Source organism: Nonomuraea mangrovi, from assembly GCF_042681425.1.
In the GTDB taxonomy this organism is placed as follows: Bacteria; Actinomycetota; Actinomycetes; order Streptosporangiales; family Streptosporangiaceae; genus Nonomuraea; species Nonomuraea mangrovi.
The window spans coordinates 150,497-170,362 of record NZ_JBHUFV010000051.1 but is presented as its reverse complement, the minus strand read 5'-3'; the positions used below and the strand labels follow the sequence as shown (position 1 = coordinate 170,362).

The window sequence follows — 19,866 nt, the reverse complement described above, 5'->3', positions numbered from 1 at the left end:
AAGAAGGGGCCCGCTAAGGCGCGGGCCCCTTCCAGGAGGAATGCTCAGGCGGCCCGGCGGCGGGCCACCAAAACGCCGGCCAGGACGAGGGCCACCCCGACGATGAGCAGCACCAGCGGGATGATGTTGCGCAGCAGGTTGATCTGGCTCTTGCTCTTCTCCGCAGTGGAGACCAGGTCCTTGACCGTCTGGTCCGTCATCTTGGCGGTGGCGACGAAGGCGACCGAGCGCTCCACCCCGTCCTGAGTCTTGAGCACCTCGTGCCGCTGCTGCTCCTGGCGGACCGGCGCCCCGCTTACCGGCTCGATCCAGTACGTCGTCTTCCCGTCGTACCACCGGTCCACCTGGACCTCGCCGGTCTGCGTCATGCCCAGCACGGCGGCGGGCACGCTCCGCGTCGAGACCTTCGTCGGCGGCACGTCCTGCTCGAAGACGTAGACGGGCAGCCCGTTCACCTTCTCCTCGCGGACGAACCGGGCGTCGAAGGCCTTCCGGGCACTGGAGTTGAACACCTTGTAGGTCTTCCGCTCCACGTCGAACGGGAACTTGTAGATCTGCCCCTCGAGCTGCACCGGAGTCTTCTGGATGTTGACGCCGCAGCAGTTCACGCCGACCCCGGTGTACTTGTCGAAGGCGCTGCGCCGCTCGGACATGTCGATCTGCGGCCGCCTATTGGTGATGTCGTTGACCACCGTGCCCTCGTTCCACACGACCCGGTTCTCGGTGGCCTCCTTCACGTCACCTTGGGTGGTGACGATGATGTCGAGGTCGGCCGTGAGCACCTTCAGGTCCTGCGTCGAGAAGTACTGCGCACCCGCGGCGTGCAGTCGCGAGATGCCGTACTGGTCCGCCGGCGCGGCGATGATCTTTTCTGCCGCCCAGAATTTGAGCAGCGGCGCGAGCGCGATACAGAACGCGCCGACCCCGATGAGAACGAGCGTGGAGATGCGACCCATCCAAGGCCTCCGCGATCTAGAACCTGTTATGTAATGTCCGAGCATCCGGCAACAAAGTATGACAATGAGTGACATGCGTCACTGGCCGGTATGGAGCCGCAATCAAATCGATAGAAACAGGTTCTATCGTGGGTTCGCCTATGGAAGCGGAGAAAATGCCTATGCGTGCGGACCTGGCGCGGTCGATCAGGTTGTTCCGCGCGTTCCGGTCGGAGCAGGCCGACCAGCGGGCCTACTACACGACACTGGCCACCGACACGGCCGCGCAGCTCATGGAGCACGTCGACCTCGACGGCAAGGTCGTGCTCGACGTGGGCGGCGGCCCAGGCTACTTCGCCACAGAGTTCCGCCGTCACGGCGCGCGGTGCGTCTGCGTCGATGTCAACGCGGGTGAACTGGCGGGCGGCGGGCTGCTGGGCAGCGCGCTCGAGTTGCCGTTCCTGGACGACGGCGTGGACGTGTGCTTCTCCTCCAACGTGCTCGAGCACGTTCCTGAGCCGTGGCGGATGGCCTCCGAGATGGTCAGGGTGACCAAGCCCGGCGGCCTGATCTTCCTGGCCTACACCAACTGGCTGTCGCCCTGGGGCGGGCACGAGACCTCGCCCTGGCATTACCTGGGCGGCGAACGAGCTGCCCGGAAATATCACGACAAGCATGGCAAGCCGCCCAAGAACCGCTACGGCGCGAGCCTCTATCCGGTCTCCGTCGCCGCGGGCCTGCGCTGGGCGCGGACCACCCCCGAGGTCGAGCTGGTCGACGCGCTGCCGCGTTACCTGCCGTGGTGGTACCGCCCGATGCTGAAGATCCCGATCGTCAGGGAGTTCGCCACGTGGAACCTGGTGCTGGTGCTCAGGAAACGCAAGTGAAGAACAGGGATGCCGCCCTCGACGGCATCCGCGGGCTGGCCGCGCTCGGCGTGTGGCTGCTGCATGTGGGCGGCAACACCGGCGTGATCTACGGCGACGGTATGTTCGCCTGGATGGCGGCCCGGCTGGGCATCGCCGTACCGATCTTCTTTCTGCTGTCCGGGCTGCTGCTCTACCGGCCGTGGGCCGAGGCGGTCATCGAGGACACCGACCCGCCGAAGGCCGGGAGGTATCTGTGGCGGCGCGTGCTGCGGGTCATGCCCGCCTACTGGGTGGTCACGGCGGTCGCGCTGTGGGCGTGGAGCTCGCTCGACGTCTACGGCTGGGCGAAATGGCTGCTGCTGCTCCAGAACTACACCGAGCAGACCCGCGCCCCCGACGGCCTGTACCAGATGTGGACGATGCCCATCGAGATGGCGTTCTACGTGGCGCTGCCCGTGCTCGCCTGGCTGCTCGGCCGCTGTGCGCGCGGCGGCAACCGGCCGGTCAGGCTGCTGGCGGGCATCGCCGTGCTGCCGGTGGTCTCGATCGCCACGGTCGTGCTGAGCCACGTCCACGACCAGCCGCAACTGGCCCTGTGGCTGCCGTACCATCTGATCTTCTTCGCCGCCGGCATGGCGATGGCGGTGCTGTCCGTCTGGATCAGGCAGTCGGAGGTGGTGGATGCGCTGGCCTCCCAGTTGCTGGTCCTGGCGGTGCTGCTCTATGCGGTGCTGAGCACCGAGCTGGCCGGGCCGCGCACGCTGACGCTGCCGACCATGTCCCAGTCGCTGTGGCGGATGGTGCTGGAGGCGACGGTGGCCGTGCTGGTCGTCGCGCCGTTCGCGCTCGCGCCCAGGCACGGCACGCTCAGGTACCGGGTGCTCGGCAACCCGGTCTCCGCCTATCTCGGCCGCATCTCCTACAGCGTGTTCCTCTGGCACGCCGCGGTGATCACGCTCTTCTACAAGGTCACCGGCAGTGCCCCGTTCGCGGGCAACTTCGTGCAGGTCGCCGTCTTCACATTCGTCGGCACGATCCTGGTGAGCATCGCCAGCCACCACCTCGTCGAGGAGAGCGCGCAGCGGCTCAGCGGGCGCCGGTCAGCACCTGCCGGTCAGCTCCCTGAGGCTCCGGTGCCGCAGCCGGCCCCTCCGGGTCCGTGACCAGCTGCCCGAACAGCGCGCCCATGGCCGCGCACGAGACCAGCTGCGGCACCTGATCGGTCAGCCACCCGGCATCGAGCGCCTGCCCCACGGCCATCGACACCGCCGAGGCGCCGAACAGCCAGGCGGCTGTCCACGGCGAGGCAAGCGCCCGCGCCCGCCGTACGCGTGCCCAGAGCACGATCACGGTGGCGGCGAGCATCACGAGCATGCCCGGCCAACCCGCGGTCCAGCCGCCGAAGCCGAACCCGAGCACGATCACGTACGGCACGCGCCACCGGGACAGGCGTGCGCCGCCGGCCGGTGCGCTCTGTCGAACGTCCTCGGGGAGCGGGCCGCGCAGCAGCAGACCGAGCAGCCCGAGCAGGCCGATGCAGGCCAGCCCGAGGGCGAGCGCCAGCCAGTAGGGCCGGTCGGGCGCGTACTCCAGACGCACGATGCCATCCGTGCCCGCGGGCAGGTCCCAGGCCTGCTTCCAGCCGTCGAGGCGGACCGGGGTCAGCGTCCGCCCGTTCACGGTGGCCCGCCAGCCCTCGTTGAAGTTCTCGTTGACGACGAGGAAGGAGTCCTGAGGCGCGCTCACCCGCACCTCGCGCGTGGACCCCGTCCAGGCGCCCATCACGGCCGAGCCCGCTTCCCGCGGGGGTGCGGGCGCGAGCGCGCCGACCACGAGGTTCGAGACCGCGAACGGCTCCCAGCCTGCGGCCCTGACCCGGTTGTCCCCCGCGGCGAGGGGCGCCTTGGCGCAGCCGGTGAACCGCACGGGCCGCTGCTCGAGCAGGTCGGCGTAGGTGCCGGTGACACGGGACTCGATGGTGGTGCCGTTCACGTGCAACCGCGGCCCCTGCCCGCAGGGCAGCCCGAACGGGATGCCCTCCGGCCGGCTCGCGGGGGCGATACCGGGAATGAGCAGCTCGGTGACCTGCAGCCGCCGCGACGCGGGAAAGAAGCGGATCTTGAGCTTGCGCGTGGTCATCGGCGCGAACCTGAAGTGGCCGCCCGCCTCGACCCTGCTGCCTCGGGCCACTCCCTTGTCGCCGGTCACGATCACGTCGAGCGGCTGCTTGTCGCCGCCCGGCCGGGCGATCTGGATCTGGGACACGCGGTGCGGACGCTTCCAGTCAATCGTGAGAGTGGGCTCGGGGTCGCTCGGGGAGGCGATCCAGGTGGTGGAGGCGTCGGCGTCGAAGGCCGACCTGGGCGCGGCTACCGGGTCCTTCGCCACCTGGGAGGATCCGGTGACGGCGGGCAGGTCGCCGGTGAGCCGCGTGTAGCGGTCGACGAGCGTGGAGTCGCGCAGCACGGCCGATCCGCGCACCTCCGCCTTCATCGCCGCCCCGGCGGTGAAGGTGCGGTCGAAGCTCGCGCCCTCCTCACCCGGCCTGGCCAGCAGCGGGTTGCAGATCCAGCGCGCCTGGTTGCGCATGCACCACGGGCGCTCATCCAGGCCGCGGTCCATCACGTACGCGTCGCCGCGCTCGCCGGGGAGCTTGATCGTACGACCGGGCAGCACCCCAGGGATGGTGATCTCGGTGATGCCGACCCGCTGGACGAAGCTCCAGGTAGGGCTCACGGTGGCCACGATCTTGATGCGCACCCAGCTGGTGGCCCCGGCGGGCACGCGCAGCGGCTGCGGCTCGTCCGTCCGCCGCACGTCCTGCACCAGCCGCCCAGCCTCGGTCTCCACGGCCACCCGCCGGGGCGACTGGCCGAGCAGCACGTTGTCGGTGAACGTCACCTTGAGGCCGGGGATCTCGCGCTGGCTGGGCAGGTCGACGCGGAGCCACTCACCCACCGGGCTGGTCCAACCGCCGCTCTCCCAGTTCGTCTCGTAGTCGCCGTCGATGGCCGCCCATGGGCTGCGGCCGGTGGTGCTGAGGCCGGGCACGGCGTCGGCGTCCGCGACGGAGGAGGAGGCGGTGACCGCGGAGACGCCGTCGAACTCGGCGGTGGCGGTGTTCTCCAGCCAGCCGTCCTCGAGCAGGTCCAGGGCTCTGACCCCGGTGAAGTCCTCGCGCCTGTCCGCGGTGAGGGTCTGCGTCCAGTTGGATCTGAGCTCGCCGAAGTTCCTCTCGCGCAGCCGGAGCGCGTCGGTCACCACGGTCGGGGCCTCGCGGCGGCCGGCGTCACCGTTCACCAGCACCGGCCCCTCGCCGAGCAGGCCGAGATCGCCCATGGTGAGCAGGGAGTCGGGGCCGCCGGTGACCCGCAGCGCGTCGCCCGCCGACTGCACGCCGACCATCGGCGCGTTGCCCGTCACCTCGTAGAGCTCGAGGGCGGGGAAGGGCCAGTCCACCGAGTCGATCACGTCGTCGGTGAAGCCGTCGCCCACCTCGCCGCCGAACGACCGCAGCTTGGTGATGCCCGGCGACTCGAGCAGCGCCTCGTGGATCCGGGCCGGCCAGGCGCCCTCCAGGTTCGCCCGGATGAGGTCGTTGCGGACGACCAGGTAGCGCACGCCCATCCTGCGCAGCACCTCGGTCAGCCCCTGCGAGCCGTGTCCCGCGGCGAGCCGCTGGTCGATCGCGTCGAGCAGCCGGCTCAGGCCGACCGAGCCCGCTGCGGTCACCTGCCGGGTGGTCCAGCGCGCGGTGAACATCGGCTGCATGGGGTCGTCCATCGGCCTGCCCCAGAGGTACTCGCCGAACTTGGCGCCCGGCACGACCAGCACGCCGTCGTCGCCGGCGTTCTTGTTCAGCCAGGCGGCCGCCTCGCGCCAGTAGGTCGGCACGTCCTTGAACTCGCCGGGCGCGGCCAGCCCCTGGTTGAAGGCCGGCAGCACGAGCGCGGCGAACGCCACCAGGGTCACCGAGCGCAGCGCCGGCCTCGGCCGGGGCAGGCGCACCATGGTCAGCAGGTGGGCCAGTCCGAGCACGAGCGGCAGTCGTACCAGGGGGTCGAACTTGCGCAGGTTGCGCAGCGGCGCGAGCGGGCCGTCGAGCAGCCATCGCACGGGCTCGGCCACGACGGGCTCAAGGGCGCTCACGTGCCCGGCTGCCATCGCGGCCGTGCCCACCAGGAACAGTACGATCAGGAAGCCCTTCGCGGGCAGGTCATGGCGGGCCAGCCCGGCCAGGCAGAGCGCGGCGAGCACGCCGGTGACCACGATCATCGCGGTGGAGGTGGCGATCGTATGGCCGACCGGCTGGGTGGTCACGCCGTTCACCGTCAGGTAGCGCACCCAGTCGGCCGCGCCGCGCAGCACGTTCGTCAGCGAGGTGACCTGCGTGGTGACCGAGGAGGTCTCGGTGTACGGCAGGAACGAGAACGCGTAGCGGCCGACCAGCAGCAGCGGCAGCCACCAGAACAGGGTGGCCAGCGAGACCGCGGCCGCCCACCAGCCGAGCATCCGCCAGCGGGGCACCGGCCGGGGCCGGCTGAGGATGTAGATCACCGGGGCGACCAGGACGGCGAGCACGGCGACCGCGTTCACCCCGCCGCACAGCGCCACGGCCAGCCCGGACCTGACGGCGGCCCTGGCCCGCTGGCCGGTCTCCGACGCGGTCAGCAGCGGGATGAGGATCCACGGCAGCATCGCCGCGGGCAGCCACTCGGCGGAGGTCTCACCTATGATCGACAGCGTCCGCGGCGCGAGGGCGTAGGCCAGTGCGCCGACGATCCTGGTGGCCGGCGCGCCGATGCCGAGCTGCCTGGCCAGCCGTTCCACACCAAGGAACGCCACGCAGAGGAGCAGCGTGAGCCAGAGCCGCTGGGTCACCCAGGGCGCCATGCCCACCAGGTCGCCGAGCGCGAAGAACGGCCCCATCGGGAAGAGGTAGCCGGCCACCTGGTTCTGCAGCTGGCCGAAGTGCTGCAGGTCCCACAGAAAGGCGGCGCGCTCAAGGAAGCCGATCGGGTTCAGCGCGAGGTCGATCTTGGTGTCCGAGATGATGCTGCCCGGCCTGGTCGTGAACGACATCACGGCGAAGCCGAGCAAGCAGATCACCAGCCACAGCCGGTGCCGTGCCCGCTCGCTCACCTTTCCTCCCGACCAGAGCTCACGGGCCGTCCTCCCAACCGGAGCTCACGGGCAGGCCGAGCAGCAGGCGGGCAAGCCGCTCGGCGCTGTGGTCCCAGTCGAACCCAGCAGCCCATTCCCGGCATCTGTCGCTACAGGTTTCGGTCAGCTCGTCCAGCGCGGTGGCGATGCCCTTGGCCAGCTCCGTGCCCTCGGGCAACAGCCAGCCCGTCTCGCCGTGCCGTACCGCGTCGCGCAGCCCGTCCACGTCGAAGGCCACCGTCGGCACGCCCAGCGCGGCGGCCTCGAGCACGCACAGCCCCCAGCCCTCCCCTTGCGAGGCGTTCACCTGGAGCCAGGCGGCGGCGATCAGCCGCTCCTTGTCCCCCACCTGCAGGTAGCCGTGGAAGGTGACGCCTTCGGGCAGCCTGGCCCGCAGCCGCTCCTCCTCCGGTCCCCTGCCGATGATGTCCACGGTCAGGTCGGGCCACCGCTCGCGCAGGTTGCCGACCGCGTCGAGCAGCAGGTCGACCCGCTTGTGCGCGACCAGCCTGCCCACGCAGACCAGCCGCGGCGACGGGCTGCGCGGCTCCCGTGGCCGCGTGGCGAGCGAGACGCCGTTGGGCACGATGTGGATCGCACCGGTCCAGCCGAGACGCTCCCGCATCGCCAGCACGGTCGACGGCGAGACGGCCACGCTGGCGCACCGGCGGTAGGTCCACCGGGAGACCGGCCCTTCGAGGAAGCACCCGAGCACGGCCAGCCAGTGCGGCAGGTGCACGGCGAACTGCCGGTCGTGGACATGGTGCACGACACAGAAGACCTCGGTACGGCGGGGCAGCACCCACGGCGTGAAGAACGGGATGCCGTTCTGGCAGTCCAGCACCGCGTCGAAGCGGCCACGCCTGCGCAGCAGCCACCACAGCACCAGGATGTAGACGGAGAACGTCCCGCCCATGCGCGCGAGCCGTACCGCGTCGATGGTCTCCGCCCGTTTCTGCCCCGGCGCCCGTGCGGTGACGAAGTGCACACGGGCGCCGGCGGAGGCGAACCTGGTGGCCATTTCCCAGGCGTATGTCTCCGCGCCGCCGGCGGCGGGATGCCATGGATCACGCCAGTTGACGACGGCGATACGCCGACCGGACAGTTCCGCAGGGATCACGGGTATCCGATGGGGTTGAGCAGCGGGTCCCAGGCTGGCTCCGCGCCCGCGCGTGACTCCGCCCGCAGCCGTATCCAGATGCTGCCGAGCTCCAGCAGGATGCCGACGCCGTGCCTGGCAAGCGAGAAGCGGGAGCCGGGCACGTCCCGCCACTGGACGGGGATCTCCAGCACCGCCGCGCCCAGCCCCACGCAGCGGGCGAGCAGCTCGACGTCGAAGGCGAACCCCGGCGTGCGCAGCCCGGCTACGGCCTGCCTGACGAGCGCGCCGTCGAAGAACTTGAAGCCGCACTGCGTGTCGCTCACCCCGCGCACGATCATCCTGGCCAGCGCGCGGAACCCGACGGCGCCCAGCTCGCGCGCGGTGCTGTGCCTGTTCTCCACGTCGGAGCAGGCGTGCGCACGTGAGCCGATGACCACCTGCTCACCGGCGATCAGCAAGCCGACGGCCGCGTCCAGGGCGTCGAGGCCGGTCGCCATGTCCGCGTCGCAGAACCCGACCAGCGACGCCTTGGTCGCGAGCAATCCCGCTCGCACCGCGGCCCCCTTGCCTGGGGTGGCGCAGTGGATGAGCCGGACCGGGACCGCGCCCTGCGGCCAGGCACTGACAATTTCGGCGGTGAAGTCCGTGCTGTTGTTGTCGACGACGATGACGGCGGTCGGGAACGGCATGCGGGCAAGCTTCGCGCACAGCTGCAGGAGGCCCCCGGGGAGTCGCTCTTCCTCGTTGAACGCAGGAATGACGATCTCAAGCAGTGGTGTTCGGCTCGTCCTCTCGTCCCCTTGGGGGGAGGGCGGCATGGCAGCCGGTTACCGGTCGCCGTAGTTGTAGAGCGGCTTGTTGACCGGCGTGGCAGTGGCGCCGGTGAGGGAGACGGTGGTGACCGTCGCAACCAGTGCGGCCACGGCGATGCCGATGATCGCGGCCAAGAGGATCTTGATCACGGGGGGCTCCTCCTCGGACGGACAGATGTGGTGGCCGTCACAAAGTTAGAACCAATTCTTGCTACTCGGAAGTAGCTACATGAAATTTTATAAATCCACCGATCGGGTGACTTAGTGTGACGCAACCGGCGCTACTGGACCCTCGAATCGATACAGTCGCAGCTCGCGACGGTCAAGCAGGAGGCTGGCAGCGCCCAGTCGGGCCGCGAAGCCCGCCCACTCCTCCGGGGTTCCGGCATCGACGACGACGTACCGAAACCCTGCTGTAGCAAGGCTTTCCGACGGCCTTTTTAGTACGCGTTCTACTTGTTCCGCACGGGGATCTTCCGCGGCGACCACCATCGAGCCGACCCGCACGGAGTCGTCGGCGACCACCTCCCGGCCCGGCGCGGCGAAGAACCGCTGCGCGGGATCGAGCACCGCGCGCCCCCCGTTCCAGGAGAACCTGCGATACGACTCGAACGGCAGCACCAGCACGTCCCCCGGCTCCCGGTCCTGCTGGATGATCGCCCGCGCCTCCATCCAGGCCCTCGGGTACGGCACGGCGTCCAGCGCGCCCCACGTCAGCGTCGGCAGCGCGGCCAGCGGCGCCACCACCATGAGTGCCGCCCATCTCGCTGTGACCCTGGCGGTCAGCTGACCGAGGCCGATGGCGACGAGCAGCGCGAGCGGCGCGACGAACTGCTGCGCGTCACGCAGGACGGCGAACCCGCCCCAGACCCCGACCAACCACCTGAGCAGGTCGCGCCCCGGCTGGAACACCCCGAGGCAGGCGATCACGAACCCGGCGACGGCCGCGACCCCCAGCCCCCTCCTCAAGGCCACCCCCTCTCTCGCCGCGCCGGAGGGGGGCGTGGCGAGACAGAATCCGGCGATACCCGCCAAGGCCAGCGACAGCCTGGCCACCGCGCCCAGCCAGGTGTCGTAGCCCGCCGGGACCGCGTTGGCGTTCCATACCCCGCCAAGAGACAGCAGGCTCCCTACGGCCCCGAACGGCCCGTCCGCCCTGGCGGCGAACGCGTCCACTCCCACCGGATCACCGGCGAGCACCCTCGGCCGCACCACCGCGAGCATCAGCCACGGCAGGCTGAACAGCAGGACAAGCGCCCCCACGCGCACCCACCGGCGGCACTGCGCGGCGACGGGCAGGACCGTCAGCGCGGAGATCGACATCGCGGCGAAGCCCCCCACGGCGGCGGGCACCAGAGCGAGCGCGAGGCGCCGGCCGCAGGCGGCACGCACCACCCACGGCAGGCCCGCGTATCCGAGCAGCAGCGCCCACTGTCCCATCAGCAGGCGCTCGGCGACGTACGGGTTCCAGGCGTAGCAGGCGCCCGCCACCAGACGCGGCACCACCGACTCCGACGGCACGAGGCGGGCCGCGCCGGAGCAGCCCAGCACGAAGATCCCCAACAGGATCGCCTTCTGCACCAGCTCGGCGGGAAGCACCTGCGCCAGCGCGGTGACGACCGCGTCGCTCGGCACCACCCGCGGTGCCCCGCCCGACAGCCCGAACGTGAACGTGGAGAACACTGGGTCCGGCACGAACACCATGTCCTGCACCAGCACGAAACCCCAGCCCAGGGCTGGCCCGAGCGCGAGCGCACCGAGCGCGAGCCCGAGCAGGGCGGGGAGCAGCGACCGGTGCATCCCGATATGACACCACAACCAGACCACCGGTCCCGACCGGGCACTTCGCGGTGCAGGGTTGGCCGCCGCACGGCGTGTGGCTAATGTTCGCTTGAATCAAGGGGGCGCGCAGTGGCGGCGGTGACCGAGAAGAGCGTGGTGGCCGAGTGGAGACACTGGCTCCGCGGCGACGTCGTGGTGGGTGCCGCGCTGGCGATGATCGCCGCCCAGCTCGTCTGGAAGTACGATCTGGTCCGGCGGACATACTTCAGGCAGGACGACTTCACGTTCATCGCCAGGGGCCTGGACAACGACCTGACCTGGGACTACCTGATGCGGGTCGACTACGGCCACCTGATGCCGGGCCCGTTCGCGATCCAGTGGGCGATGGGACGGCTGGGCGTCTACAACGACGTGCTGGCCCATGTGATCGTCATCGGGCTCCAGGGCGCGGCGGGCCTGGCTCTGCTGCGGTTCCTCCGACTGCTGTTCGGCTCGCGGCCCGCGATCCTGGTGCCGCTCGGGTTCTACCTGATCACGCCGATGACGATCTCGGCGTTGTCGTGGTGGGCGGTGGCCATCGAGATGCTGCCGTTCCAGATAGCGCTGCCGATGGCGTTGAGTTCGCACGTCCTGTTCGTCAGGACCGGCCGCTACCGGCACGCCGTGGCCGCCGCGGCCTGGGCGGTGTTCGCGATGACCTTCTACGTGAAGGCGCCGTTCATCCTGGTGCTGGCGTTCGTGCTCACCGCGTGGCTGGGGTTCAACAGACGGCAGTGGCGGGCTTGGCTCCTCTACGCGGGCGTCCTCGCCGCCTACTCGGCGATCTTCTTCCGTCAGCTGTTCACCTCCGTGCAGCTGACCAACGACACTGTGCGGCCGACGCTGCCCGACGCCGCGCTGGCGGCGCGCTTCGCCTGGAACCTGCTGTCCGGCTCGCTGGTGCCGACCTCACTCGGCGGCCCGTGGCGATGGCTCCCCATCGGCGACGACTACGCGATCGCCGCTCCGCTCGGGGCGCTGGCCTGGGTCTGCGTGGCAGTGGCGGCCGTGGTGGTGCTCTTCTCCGCGTTCTACCGGCGGCGAGCCTGGCTGGCATGGCTGACCCTGCTGGCCTACGTCGCGCTGGCCGACGTCGTGCCCGTGATGATCGGCCGGATCCAGCAGATGGGACCCGACCTCGGCGGCTTCGAGTTGCGCTACGTCGCCTCCAGCGCGTGCGTGCTCGCCATCGTCATCGGGCTGGCGTTCGTCCCCCTGGCCGGTGAGGAGCGGCCTTGGCGGCGGCGCCCGCCGACGCTCGCCAAGGTCGCCGCCGCGGCGCTGGCGTGCGCGTTCGTGGCCGGCTCCGTCTGGTCGGTCGCCGCCTACGCGCGAAGGCCACTTGGCGAGCCCGTGGAGAGCTACATCGAAACCGCCAGGCTGGCGCTGAAGCGGGCGCCGGGCGACGCGGTCATCCTCGACCGGTATGTGCCCGGCAAGGTGGTCTATCCGATCTTCTTCTATGACTACGCGCTCGCCTCGCGCGTGCTCGGCCCGATCGCGCCGCAGGGAACGGCCTGGGCGAGACGGCTGAACGGGCCGATGCGGAACGTGCTGGCCTTCGACGACGCGGGCCGGTTACGCCCGGTGAACATCGAGGGCCTGACGATCCCGCGGCCCACCGCGTGCCAGGAGGTCGGAGCCAGGGAAGTGCGCTTCCGCCTTCCGCTGTCGCTGCCGAAGGGCGAGTGGACCGTGCAGGCGGCATACCTGAACCCTGCCCCTGCGCGCCTTGCCATACGACTTGGGAGCGCCGAGGCCAACGTCGAGGCGGGCAAGGACTTCGGCTGGACGTTCGCCACCATCATCGGCGAGGCCACTGAGGTCGGCATCCGCGCGCTCGGCGGGAGCAGTGCGTGCGTGGGCGAGATCAAGGTGGGCGTGCCGACGCCCGCGAAGAACGGCACGCCCGTTCCGCTCCAGCCGGTCGAGCCCTGACGGCTGCGCGGGCGAGATCTTCTGAACGCGTATCTGTACGTGAGCAGGCAGCGGCTGTCTCGACGGCTGCGGTGCTCTGTTCGACGTGGCATGGCCGACACTCGCTCCCGCGCTGGGCGTGCTCGCGGCTGCGCGCGCTGGTGGCGGCCGTGGCCGTGTACGCGATCATGTCGGTCACACCGGTGGTCGACACGATGACGCACTATCCGTACCACGTCATCAGGTGCGGCGGCCTGCCCGTCGTCGCCAGCGGCTTCGCTGCGGCCATGAGCTACAACGTCCCCGGGACAGGGACTACGCGGTGACGCCGTTCGACGGGCCGTTCTTCTGCACGGAGAAGGAGGCCAAGGCCGCCGACTTCCACCACTACGACGACGACTTCCGACCCGGGGAGTCCGCGCCGACCCGCGGCCGGAGACAACCTGTCGACGCTAGCCCTGGTGCACGCCCTGTACCGCTCCTTTTGATCCGTAGGTTCCGGATTCGAGCCCCGGGCGCCCCGGTAAGGCAGCGCCCCGCGCCGGCAGTAGCGCGGGGCACCCGAACCGGTCAGCGCACCTCGAACCGGAACAGCGAGTAGCCGAAGGTGGTGGCCCGTCTGAGACCCAGCATCCGCACGTAGCGCGCGGAGATGGGGGCGAAGGCGAGGCTGTCCACGCCGACCCCGGTCTTGCCGCGCACTTGCGAGACGGTCTGCCAGGTCGTGCCGTCGCCGGAGACCTGGACGTCGTAGTCCTGGCCGCGCGCGGCCTCCCAGTCCAGCAGCACCCGGCTGATCTGCTGTGTCGAGCCCAGGTCCACCTGGAGCCACTGGTTGTCGCTGTACTGCGAGGCCCAGCGCGTCTTCGGGTCGCCGTCGGTGGCGTTGGCGGGTCCGAAGTAGTCGACCTCACTGGAGGACGCGGTGGTGGGTTTGCCCTTGGCCAGGTCGGGCGCGTCGAAGACCTGCACGCTCCACAGGGCCGAAGCGCCGGAGACGCGGACGTAGCGCGCCGTGACGCCGGGACTCGCCTTCACCCAGTTGCCGCCCGTGGTCGAGACGGCGACCTGGTAGTCGTCGTCGCCGTCGACCGCGATCCGCTGGACTGGCACCGCCTTGCCCAGGTCGAGCTGGACCCAGGGAGCACGGTCGCGGCGATCGGCCTGCCAGCGCGTCAGCCGCGAACCGTCGGTCAGGACGGTGGGGTCACCGCCGGATGAGGCGGTGACCGAGGCGCCGAAGGACAGCTCGTCCGGCTCGGGCGCGCCGATCGTGGAGCCGAGGCTGGTCAGCCCCGGGCCGGGGGCGAGCTCCCGCAGCTGCTTCATGAAGGTCCCGTAGGGCACGCCGGTCCCGGCACCGCTCCACATCTTCTGCCCGAGCAGGCCGAAGGTCGGCTCCACCAGCCGGTGTACGTCGCCCTCGGTGTAGGTGGCGCGCACCAGGTCGTTCCAGACCGCCGACATGGCGCCCTTCAGCAGCGGCTCGCCCGGCTGGACGCTCTTGCCGCCGGGGAAGACGTGCGGCTCCCAGTTGTCGTAGAGCCACTGCCCGCTGAGGCCGTTGCCGTGGTAGTAGTCCGCGAACGGGACGATGTAGAGGTAGGCGTCGTTGGTGTTGATGAAGGAGTAGCCGTCGCGCACTGCGGCGTCTGGTCCGTACCAGCCGTTGTTCCAGCTGTTGATCGTCACGTCTCGGTCGTAACCGTCGGCGGTTCCGGTCATGGCGGTGGCGCTGCCCCAGGCGCGCGGGTGCTTGCCCAGCGTGCGCAGGTGTGCGGCCATGTCGTTGAAGAACGTGCGGTACAGCTGCCGGTCGGCGGTGTACTCGTCGGTCCCGTAGTGCACGTCCTTGCCGCGGAACCAGGGCGTGAACTCGTCGAAGACCGACTTCATGAAGGCCGTGGACTCCGGCTTGGACAGGTCCAGGTGGTCGGAGTCGCCGCCGTTCAGGCCGAGCTCCGGTTTGAAGGCGATGAAGGCTCTCGCGTGTCCCGGCGCATCGATCTCGGGGACGAGCGTCACCCCGTTGGCGGCGGCGGTCTCCTCGAAGGAGTCCCAGTCGGCCCGGGTGTAGGCGCCGTCCTGGGCGGCCAGCCCTGCGAACGCGGGGTTGTCGCTGGCCAGCCGGAAGGCCGAGTAGGCCTTGCTCCAGTCGTCGCCGGGCGCCTTGATCTCGTTGTCGTTGAGGTGCAGCTGCAGCTCGTTGACCTTGTACCAGCCCATCATGCGGATGTAGTCGCGGATGAACTCGGGGGTGAAGTAGCGCCGGCCGACGTCGAGCATGAAGCCGCGCGAGGGGTAGTTGGGCCAGTCGGCGGCGGTCCCGACCGGGAGGCTGGACCGGTCGGCGTCCCTGGCGAGGATCTGCAGCATGCTGCGGCTGCCGTAGAACAGGCCCCTGGCGGTGGGCGCGGTGATCCGGACCCCGTCCGTGGAGACGTCGAGCCGGTAGCTCTCCGGCCCGGTCGTCAGCGAGGGGTCGAGCTCCAACTCGACATCGGCCCGGCCGCTGGTGGCCCTGGCCTCCTTGCCGGTGACCTCGCTCAGGTCGGCGGCGACCTGCTCGGCCAGCTCGCCCGAGACCTTGGGCCGGTCGGGCAGCTCGAAGGTGCCCGTCCCGCCGCTCCAGCTCTGCAGGGCCGGCACGACGACGGGCGGAGGGTTGGCCCCATCGGAGGCAGCGACCCTCGATGAGGCGGCGGAGGCGGGGAGGGGGGCGATGACGCTCAGTGCGAGCGCCATGGAAATCACAACACGCATGCCCATTGTCTACCGAACCCGGACCAGACCGGTCTAGACCCCCTCTTGCCGAATTTTGTCGCGCCACCATACGGTGTGAGCACAAACGCGCAGCACTCACCCCCCGGAGGCATCGCGAATGCGCAAACCCGCGACCTGGTTAGCCGCCCTGGTCCTGGGCGCGTCGGCCGTCGTGGCCATCCCTGCCACGGCCCACGCCGATACCCTCGACTCCATCACCGGATTCGGCGCCGACGACGGCGCCTACACGATCACGGCGGGCAGCGCCAAGCTCCGCCTCACTTTCCAGCGTGACGACGTCTTCCGCCTCGAACTGGCCCCCGACGGGGTCTTCACCGACCCGGCCAACACCGGCGAGGGAGCCAAGCTGGTCGTCAAGACCGACTACCCGGCGGTCCAGAGCAGCAGCAAGGAGCTGGACGACCGCTACGAGATCTCCACCGGAGCGCTCACCGTCGCCGTCACCCGCAAGCCTGTCCGGTTCAGCGTCAGGAGAGCCGACGGCAGCCTGGTCTGGGCCGAGAGTGCCCCGCTGAGCTGGGACGCCACGGGCGCGCGCCAGGCCCTCGAGCCCGCGGAGGGTGAGCGTTTCTTCGGCGGTGGCATGCAGAACGGCCGCCTGGAGCACACCGGCAGCACGATCCGGATCACCCGCGACTTCGACTGGGACGACGGCGGCAACCCCAACGCGGCGCCGTACTACATGAGCACCGCCGGCTACGGCGCCTTCCGCAACACCTTCGCCCCTGGCGGCTACGACTTCCGCCGCCCGAGCGTCCTGACCCACCAGGAGCAGCGCTTCGACGCCTACTACTTCGTCGCGGCGCAGCCGTACGACCTGAAGACCCCGCTCGACCGCTACACCGAGCTGACCGGCCGGCCCATGATGCCGCCGATCTACGGCCTGGAGCTGGGCGACGCCGACTGCTATCACAAGAACGCCAACCGCGGTCAGCGCACGCCGGAGGATGCGGTCAAGGTCGCCCAAGGCTACGTCGACCACGACATGCCGCGCGGCTGGATGCTGGTCAACGACGGCTACGGCTGCGGCTACGAGCGGCTGGACTGGACCGGGCAGCAGCTGCGCGAGCGCGGCATCCAGCTCGGGCTGTGGACCGAGTCGAGGCTGGACAACCAGCAGTACGAGGTCGGTACGGCGGGCGTGCGCGTGCGCAAGCTGGACGTGGCCTGGGTCGGCGCCGGATACCGGCACGCCCTGACCGCCTGCGAGGACGCGCACGGCGGCATCGAGCGCTACTCCGATGCGCGTGGTTACGCGTGGATGGTCGAGGGTTGGGCGGGGTCGCAGCGGTGCGCCGTGCAGTGGACCGGCGACCACGACGGCACGCTCGACGCGATCCGCTGGCAGATCCCGGCGATCACCGGCGCCGGGATGTCCGGCATGCCGTTCACCGCGGGTGACATCGATGGCATCTTCGGCGGCACGGACGAGTCCTACGTGCGTGACCTGCAGTGGAAGGCCTTCACCCCGGTGCTGATGAGCATGTCCGGGTGGGCGGCCAAGGACAAGCAGCCCTGGGCCCGCGGCGAGCCGTACACCTCGATCAACCGGCGCTACCTGAAGCTGCGCGAGCGGCTCCTGCCGTACCTGTACACCTACGCCGCCGAGGCGCACCGCACCGGTCTGCCGGTCAACCGGGCGCTGGCCCTGGAGTACCCGCGCGACGAGAAGGCCGCCGCAACCAAGGACCAGTTCCTGGCCGGGCGGGACTTCCTGGTCGCGCCCGTCTCCACTGCGGGGCAGGTGCGCAACGGCATCTACCTGCCCGAGGGGCGCTGGGTGGACTACTGGAGCGGCCAGGTCCACGACGGGCCGAAGACGATCGACGGCTACCACGCGCCGCTCGACCGGCTGCCGCTCTTCGTCCGGGCCGGGGCGATCGTGCCCATGCACCGCGCCGGGATCAACAACCACTCCGAGGTCAAGCCGGGCGACCCGCTCACCCTCGACATCTATCCGCTCGGCGACTCCGCCTTCGACCTCTACCTTGACGACGGCAAGACGCGTGCCTACCGCGAGGGCGTCTCCGCCACGCAGCGCTTCACCGTGGACGCGCCGGACAAGGGGATCGGCGTCATCAAGATCGGCATTGCCGCGGCGACTGGTCCCTACCAGGTCGCGGCGAAGCCGTACGAGCTGGTGGTCCACACCGGACGGGCGCCGGCCGCGATCCTGTACGGCAAGCGGCCCTACGAGAAGATCACCAAGGCGGCCTACGAGGACGGGACGCCGGGCTGGTACGCCGAGGGCACCCTGGTGAAGATCAGGCTGGCGGCGGTGGAGCCGGCCGAGGTCGAGCTGATCGGCGCGGGCGTGGTCGGCGGGCTCTTCCCTGGCGACGGCGACGTCACGGTCGCCGCGGAGCTGCCCGCGCTGATCGCCCCGGGCAGCACTGTCGAGGTGCCGGTCACCTTCACCAACCGGACTGGGCTGCCGGTCCGCGACGTCGAGCTCGGGCTGACCTGGAGCAGTCCTACCAAGGTGGGCATCGTAGGCGACAGCGTCACTCGCAGGATGGCTGTGACGGTGCCCGAGAACGCCAAGCCGGGTGCGGTCACGCTGATCGCGTCGGCCTCCTACAAGGCCCATGTCGAGCAGCGCACGGCCACGGCCGCTGTCGCCTCGCGCGTGCCGCACCGGAACCTGGCCGCGGCCTTCGACAACGCCGGCATCACCGACGACGCGGACACCGCGAAGGGCAACATCGACGGCGGCGGCTCCAGCTTCTCCTGGCAGCGGCTGGCGACGATCGGGCTCACCCCCGGCGCGCGCGTCCAAGCTCAGGGCGTCTCCTTCACCTGGCCCAACGGCTCCCCCGACAACGTGACCGGGCGCGGGCAGACCATCGCCGTCGAGGGGCAGGGCAACACCCTGGCCTTCCTGGGCACCGGCACCAGCGGCTCGGCGGCGGGCACCTTGACCCTGCACTACGCCGACGGGAGTGTTTCGACGGCCCAGCTCGGCTTCGCCAACTGGTGCTGCCTCAACCCCAGTGCCTACGGCTCCGTGACCGCCTTCGCCACCATGGGGAAGAACACCACGGCCGGTCCCAACCAGTACCCGACAGTGGAGTACCGGATCTTCTACCAGCAGGTCCGGTTGAACCCCGACAAGCAGGTCGTGGCCATCACGATGCCGGACAACGGGGCGATCCACGTCTTCGCCGCGACCGTCGCCACCAAGCAGTTGCCCGCGCCTCCCCAGGGGGAGGTCTGGGCCTCCGACCACCCGTGGTTGTCGGCCACCAACGGGTGGGGGCCGGTGGAGAAGGACCTCAGCAACGGCGACAGCGGCGCCGGCGACGGCCGCGTGCTGAGCCTCGGCGGCGTCGTCCACGCCAAGGGCCTGGGAACGCACGCGCCCTCCACTGTCTCCTACTACGCGGGCGGCCGCTGCGGCTCCCTCACCGCGACGGTCGGTGTGGACGACGAGATCCCCGACTACGGGTCGGTGGTCTTCAAAGTGGTGGCCGACGGCAAGGCCGTCTACACCTCACCGGTCCTCACCGGTACCTCCGTGCCTGTCCCCGTCACCGCCGAGCTGACCGGAGCCCAGTACGTCGACCTGGTCGTCGAGGACGCGGGCAACGGCAACACCGGTGACCACGCAGACTGGGCCTCGGCCCGCTTCACCTGCTGACCCCCTAGCGCGGGACACGCACCGGCGTGTCCCGCGCTGATACTGCAACGGCACTTGTTCCGCTTCGCCCTCTTCATGATCATTGATACCTGTGACAGCGGTAGATCCCGAGACGTGGTCGGCGGGTCTGGCGGAAGTGCACCACCCAACCATGACACCCGTACGGCCGAGGCCGATGTGGTGATCGCCGGTGCGCGCAACCGACCCGGGCGCGACATGGGCCTCGCCGCATGGGTCAGGGTCGACGGAAGACGAGGACGGTGATGTTCTCCTGGCCGCCGTTGTCGTCCCGCTTGGGGTCGTTGACCTGGAACCGGAGGCGACCGCTCGACGAGCCCCGGTAGATGTAGCAGGGGCTGTTGGACCCGACGGGCCGCCACGCGGTCGTGCTGAGCTCGCCGTCGTCGAGCCGGATCGGCCGGTTCGTGACCCGCGAGAACGCCTTCACCATCAGCATGTACGGTGCGAGCGTCGGCGCCGGCCAGCCGGGCCCGGCGATCCGGCCCTCGTCGCCGTCCGGGTCCTTCGTGGTGCCCCACCAGTCGATGCGCAGGATGGAGAAGTTGTCGGTGCTCGCGGAGAAGACGTCGCCCGGGAGGAGCGTGCCGACACTCACTCCCCGCGGGTCCTCCCCGTCGAGGGTGGCGTGCAGGACGCGGTCCGGGGCGTCCCCGCCGTCGCAGTGATCGAACGGGGTGCGGACGGTCGCGCTCGCCGGCACCGTGGCGAACCCGGCCGCCAGGGGCAGCGCGAGAGACAGCGCGGCGGCGAGCAGTCGGCGTGCTTTCATGGTGATCTCCTTGCCTGTCTTGGAAAAGTCGAT

At 70.2% G+C, this 19,866-nt stretch carries 13 protein-coding genes; 5 read left to right on the top strand and 8 right to left on the bottom strand.

Annotated elements, in window-relative coordinates; translation table 11 throughout:
• Nucleotides 1–44: 44 nt before the first annotated feature.
• Nucleotides 45–956, bottom strand: coding sequence for a cell envelope lipid trafficking protein PgfA (pgfA, locus tag ACFSKW_RS35015; RefSeq protein ID WP_379577210.1), 912 nt, complete (start codon nt 954–956; stop codon nt 45–47).
• Between the two features lie 155 nt (nt 957–1,111).
• Here pgfA and ACFSKW_RS35010 point away from each other — a divergent pair, with 155 nt between their 5' ends.
• Both ACFSKW_RS35010 and ACFSKW_RS35005 read left to right on the top strand, forming a co-directional pair.
• The gene (locus ACFSKW_RS35010) at nt 1,112–1,822 is read left to right on the top strand and encodes a class I SAM-dependent methyltransferase (RefSeq protein WP_379577208.1); all 711 of its coding nucleotides are present in this window, start codon (nt 1,112–1,114) and stop codon (nt 1,820–1,822) included.
• A complete protein-coding gene (locus tag ACFSKW_RS35005) occupies nt 1,819–2,967 on the top strand; it encodes an acyltransferase family protein (RefSeq protein ID WP_379577206.1) in 1,149 nt (382 codons plus the stop codon). The genes ACFSKW_RS35010 and ACFSKW_RS35005 overlap by 4 nt, the downstream gene beginning before the upstream one ends.
• Here ACFSKW_RS35005 and ACFSKW_RS35000 read toward each other — a convergent pair.
• The 5 genes from ACFSKW_RS35000 to ACFSKW_RS34980 all read right to left on the bottom strand — a co-directional run bounded on the left by ACFSKW_RS35000 (nt 2,891) and on the right by ACFSKW_RS34980 (nt 10,681).
• Nucleotides 2,891–6,946 carry an alpha-(1->3)-arabinofuranosyltransferase domain-containing protein gene (locus ACFSKW_RS35000; protein ID WP_379577204.1) on the bottom strand — a complete coding sequence of 1,352 codons (4,056 nt, stop codon included), beginning with the start codon at nt 6,944–6,946 and terminating at the stop codon, nt 2,891–2,893. The genes ACFSKW_RS35005 and ACFSKW_RS35000 overlap by 77 nt on opposite strands.
• 19 nt (nt 6,947–6,965) lie before the next feature.
• Nucleotides 6,966–8,087, bottom strand: coding sequence for a glycosyltransferase family 4 protein (locus ACFSKW_RS34995; protein ID WP_379577202.1), 1,122 nt, complete (start codon nt 8,085–8,087; stop codon nt 6,966–6,968).
• The gene (locus ACFSKW_RS34990; protein WP_379577200.1) at nt 8,084–8,887 is read right to left on the bottom strand and encodes a glycosyltransferase; all 804 of its coding nucleotides are present in this window, start codon (nt 8,885–8,887) and stop codon (nt 8,084–8,086) included. The genes ACFSKW_RS34995 and ACFSKW_RS34990 overlap by 4 nt, the downstream gene beginning before the upstream one ends.
• A 9-nt stretch (nt 8,888–8,896) precedes the next feature.
• The gene (locus ACFSKW_RS34985) at nt 8,897–9,031 is read right to left on the bottom strand and encodes a hypothetical protein (protein ID WP_350803378.1); all 135 of its coding nucleotides are present in this window, start codon (nt 9,029–9,031) and stop codon (nt 8,897–8,899) included.
• A 111-nt stretch (nt 9,032–9,142) separates the two neighbouring features.
• Nucleotides 9,143–10,681, bottom strand: a complete 1,539-nt coding sequence (locus ACFSKW_RS34980; protein ID WP_379577198.1) for an MmpA family trehalose lipid delivery protein — start codon at nt 10,679–10,681, stop codon at nt 9,143–9,145.
• Nucleotides 10,682–10,792: 111 nt separating this feature from the next.
• On the opposite strand from ACFSKW_RS34980, the gene ACFSKW_RS34975 reads away from it, so the two are divergent.
• Both ACFSKW_RS34975 and ACFSKW_RS34970 read left to right on the top strand, forming a co-directional pair.
• The gene (locus tag ACFSKW_RS34975) at nt 10,793–12,640 is read left to right on the top strand and encodes a hypothetical protein (RefSeq protein ID WP_379577196.1); all 1,848 of its coding nucleotides are present in this window, start codon (nt 10,793–10,795) and stop codon (nt 12,638–12,640) included.
• A gap of 71 nt (nt 12,641–12,711) precedes the next feature.
• Nucleotides 12,712–12,945, top strand: a complete 234-nt coding sequence (locus ACFSKW_RS34970; protein ID WP_379577194.1) for a hypothetical protein — start codon at nt 12,712–12,714, stop codon at nt 12,943–12,945.
• Nucleotides 12,946–13,189: 244 nt separating this feature from the next.
• Here ACFSKW_RS34970 and ACFSKW_RS34965 read toward each other — a convergent pair whose 3' ends face one another.
• A complete protein-coding gene (locus ACFSKW_RS34965; RefSeq protein WP_379577192.1) occupies nt 13,190–15,382 on the bottom strand; it encodes a discoidin domain-containing protein in 2,193 nt (730 codons plus the stop codon).
• Between the two features lie 118 nt (nt 15,383–15,500).
• Here ACFSKW_RS34965 and ACFSKW_RS34960 point away from each other — a divergent pair, with 118 nt between their 5' ends.
• On the top strand, nt 15,501–19,043 hold the full coding sequence (locus ACFSKW_RS34960; protein WP_379577190.1) for an NPCBM/NEW2 domain-containing protein: 3,543 nt from the start codon (nt 15,501–15,503) through the stop codon (nt 19,041–19,043).
• A gap of 235 nt (nt 19,044–19,278) precedes the next feature.
• On the opposite strand, the gene ACFSKW_RS34955 is transcribed toward ACFSKW_RS34960, so the two are convergent.
• Nucleotides 19,279–19,833, bottom strand: a complete 555-nt coding sequence (locus ACFSKW_RS34955; protein ID WP_379577188.1) for a hypothetical protein — start codon at nt 19,831–19,833, stop codon at nt 19,279–19,281.
• Nucleotides 19,834–19,866: the final 33 nt, after the last annotated feature.

What these genes read in the sequence shown, in the direction of transcription:
- pgfA (WP_379577210.1), bottom strand. Translation starts at nt 956, where the DNA reads ATGGGTCGCATCTCCACGCTCGTTCTCATCGGGGTCGGCGCGTTCTGT.
- ACFSKW_RS35010 (WP_379577208.1), top strand. Translation starts at nt 1,112, where the DNA reads ATGCCTATGCGTGCGGACCTGGCGCGGTCGATCAGGTTGTTCCGCGCG.
- ACFSKW_RS34990 (WP_379577200.1), bottom strand. Translation starts at nt 8,887, where the DNA reads ATGCCGCCCTCCCCCCAAGGGGACGAGAGGACGAGCCGAACACCACTG.
- ACFSKW_RS34980 (WP_379577198.1), bottom strand. Translation starts at nt 10,681, where the DNA reads ATGCACCGGTCGCTGCTCCCCGCCCTGCTCGGGCTCGCGCTCGGTGCG.
- ACFSKW_RS34965 (WP_379577192.1), bottom strand. Translation starts at nt 15,382, where the DNA reads ATGCGTGTTGTGATTTCCATGGCGCTCGCACTGAGCGTCATCGCCCCC.
- ACFSKW_RS34960 (WP_379577190.1), top strand. Translation starts at nt 15,501, where the DNA reads ATGCGCAAACCCGCGACCTGGTTAGCCGCCCTGGTCCTGGGCGCGTCG.
- ACFSKW_RS34955 (WP_379577188.1), bottom strand. Translation starts at nt 19,833, where the DNA reads ATGAAAGCACGCCGACTGCTCGCCGCCGCGCTGTCTCTCGCGCTGCCC.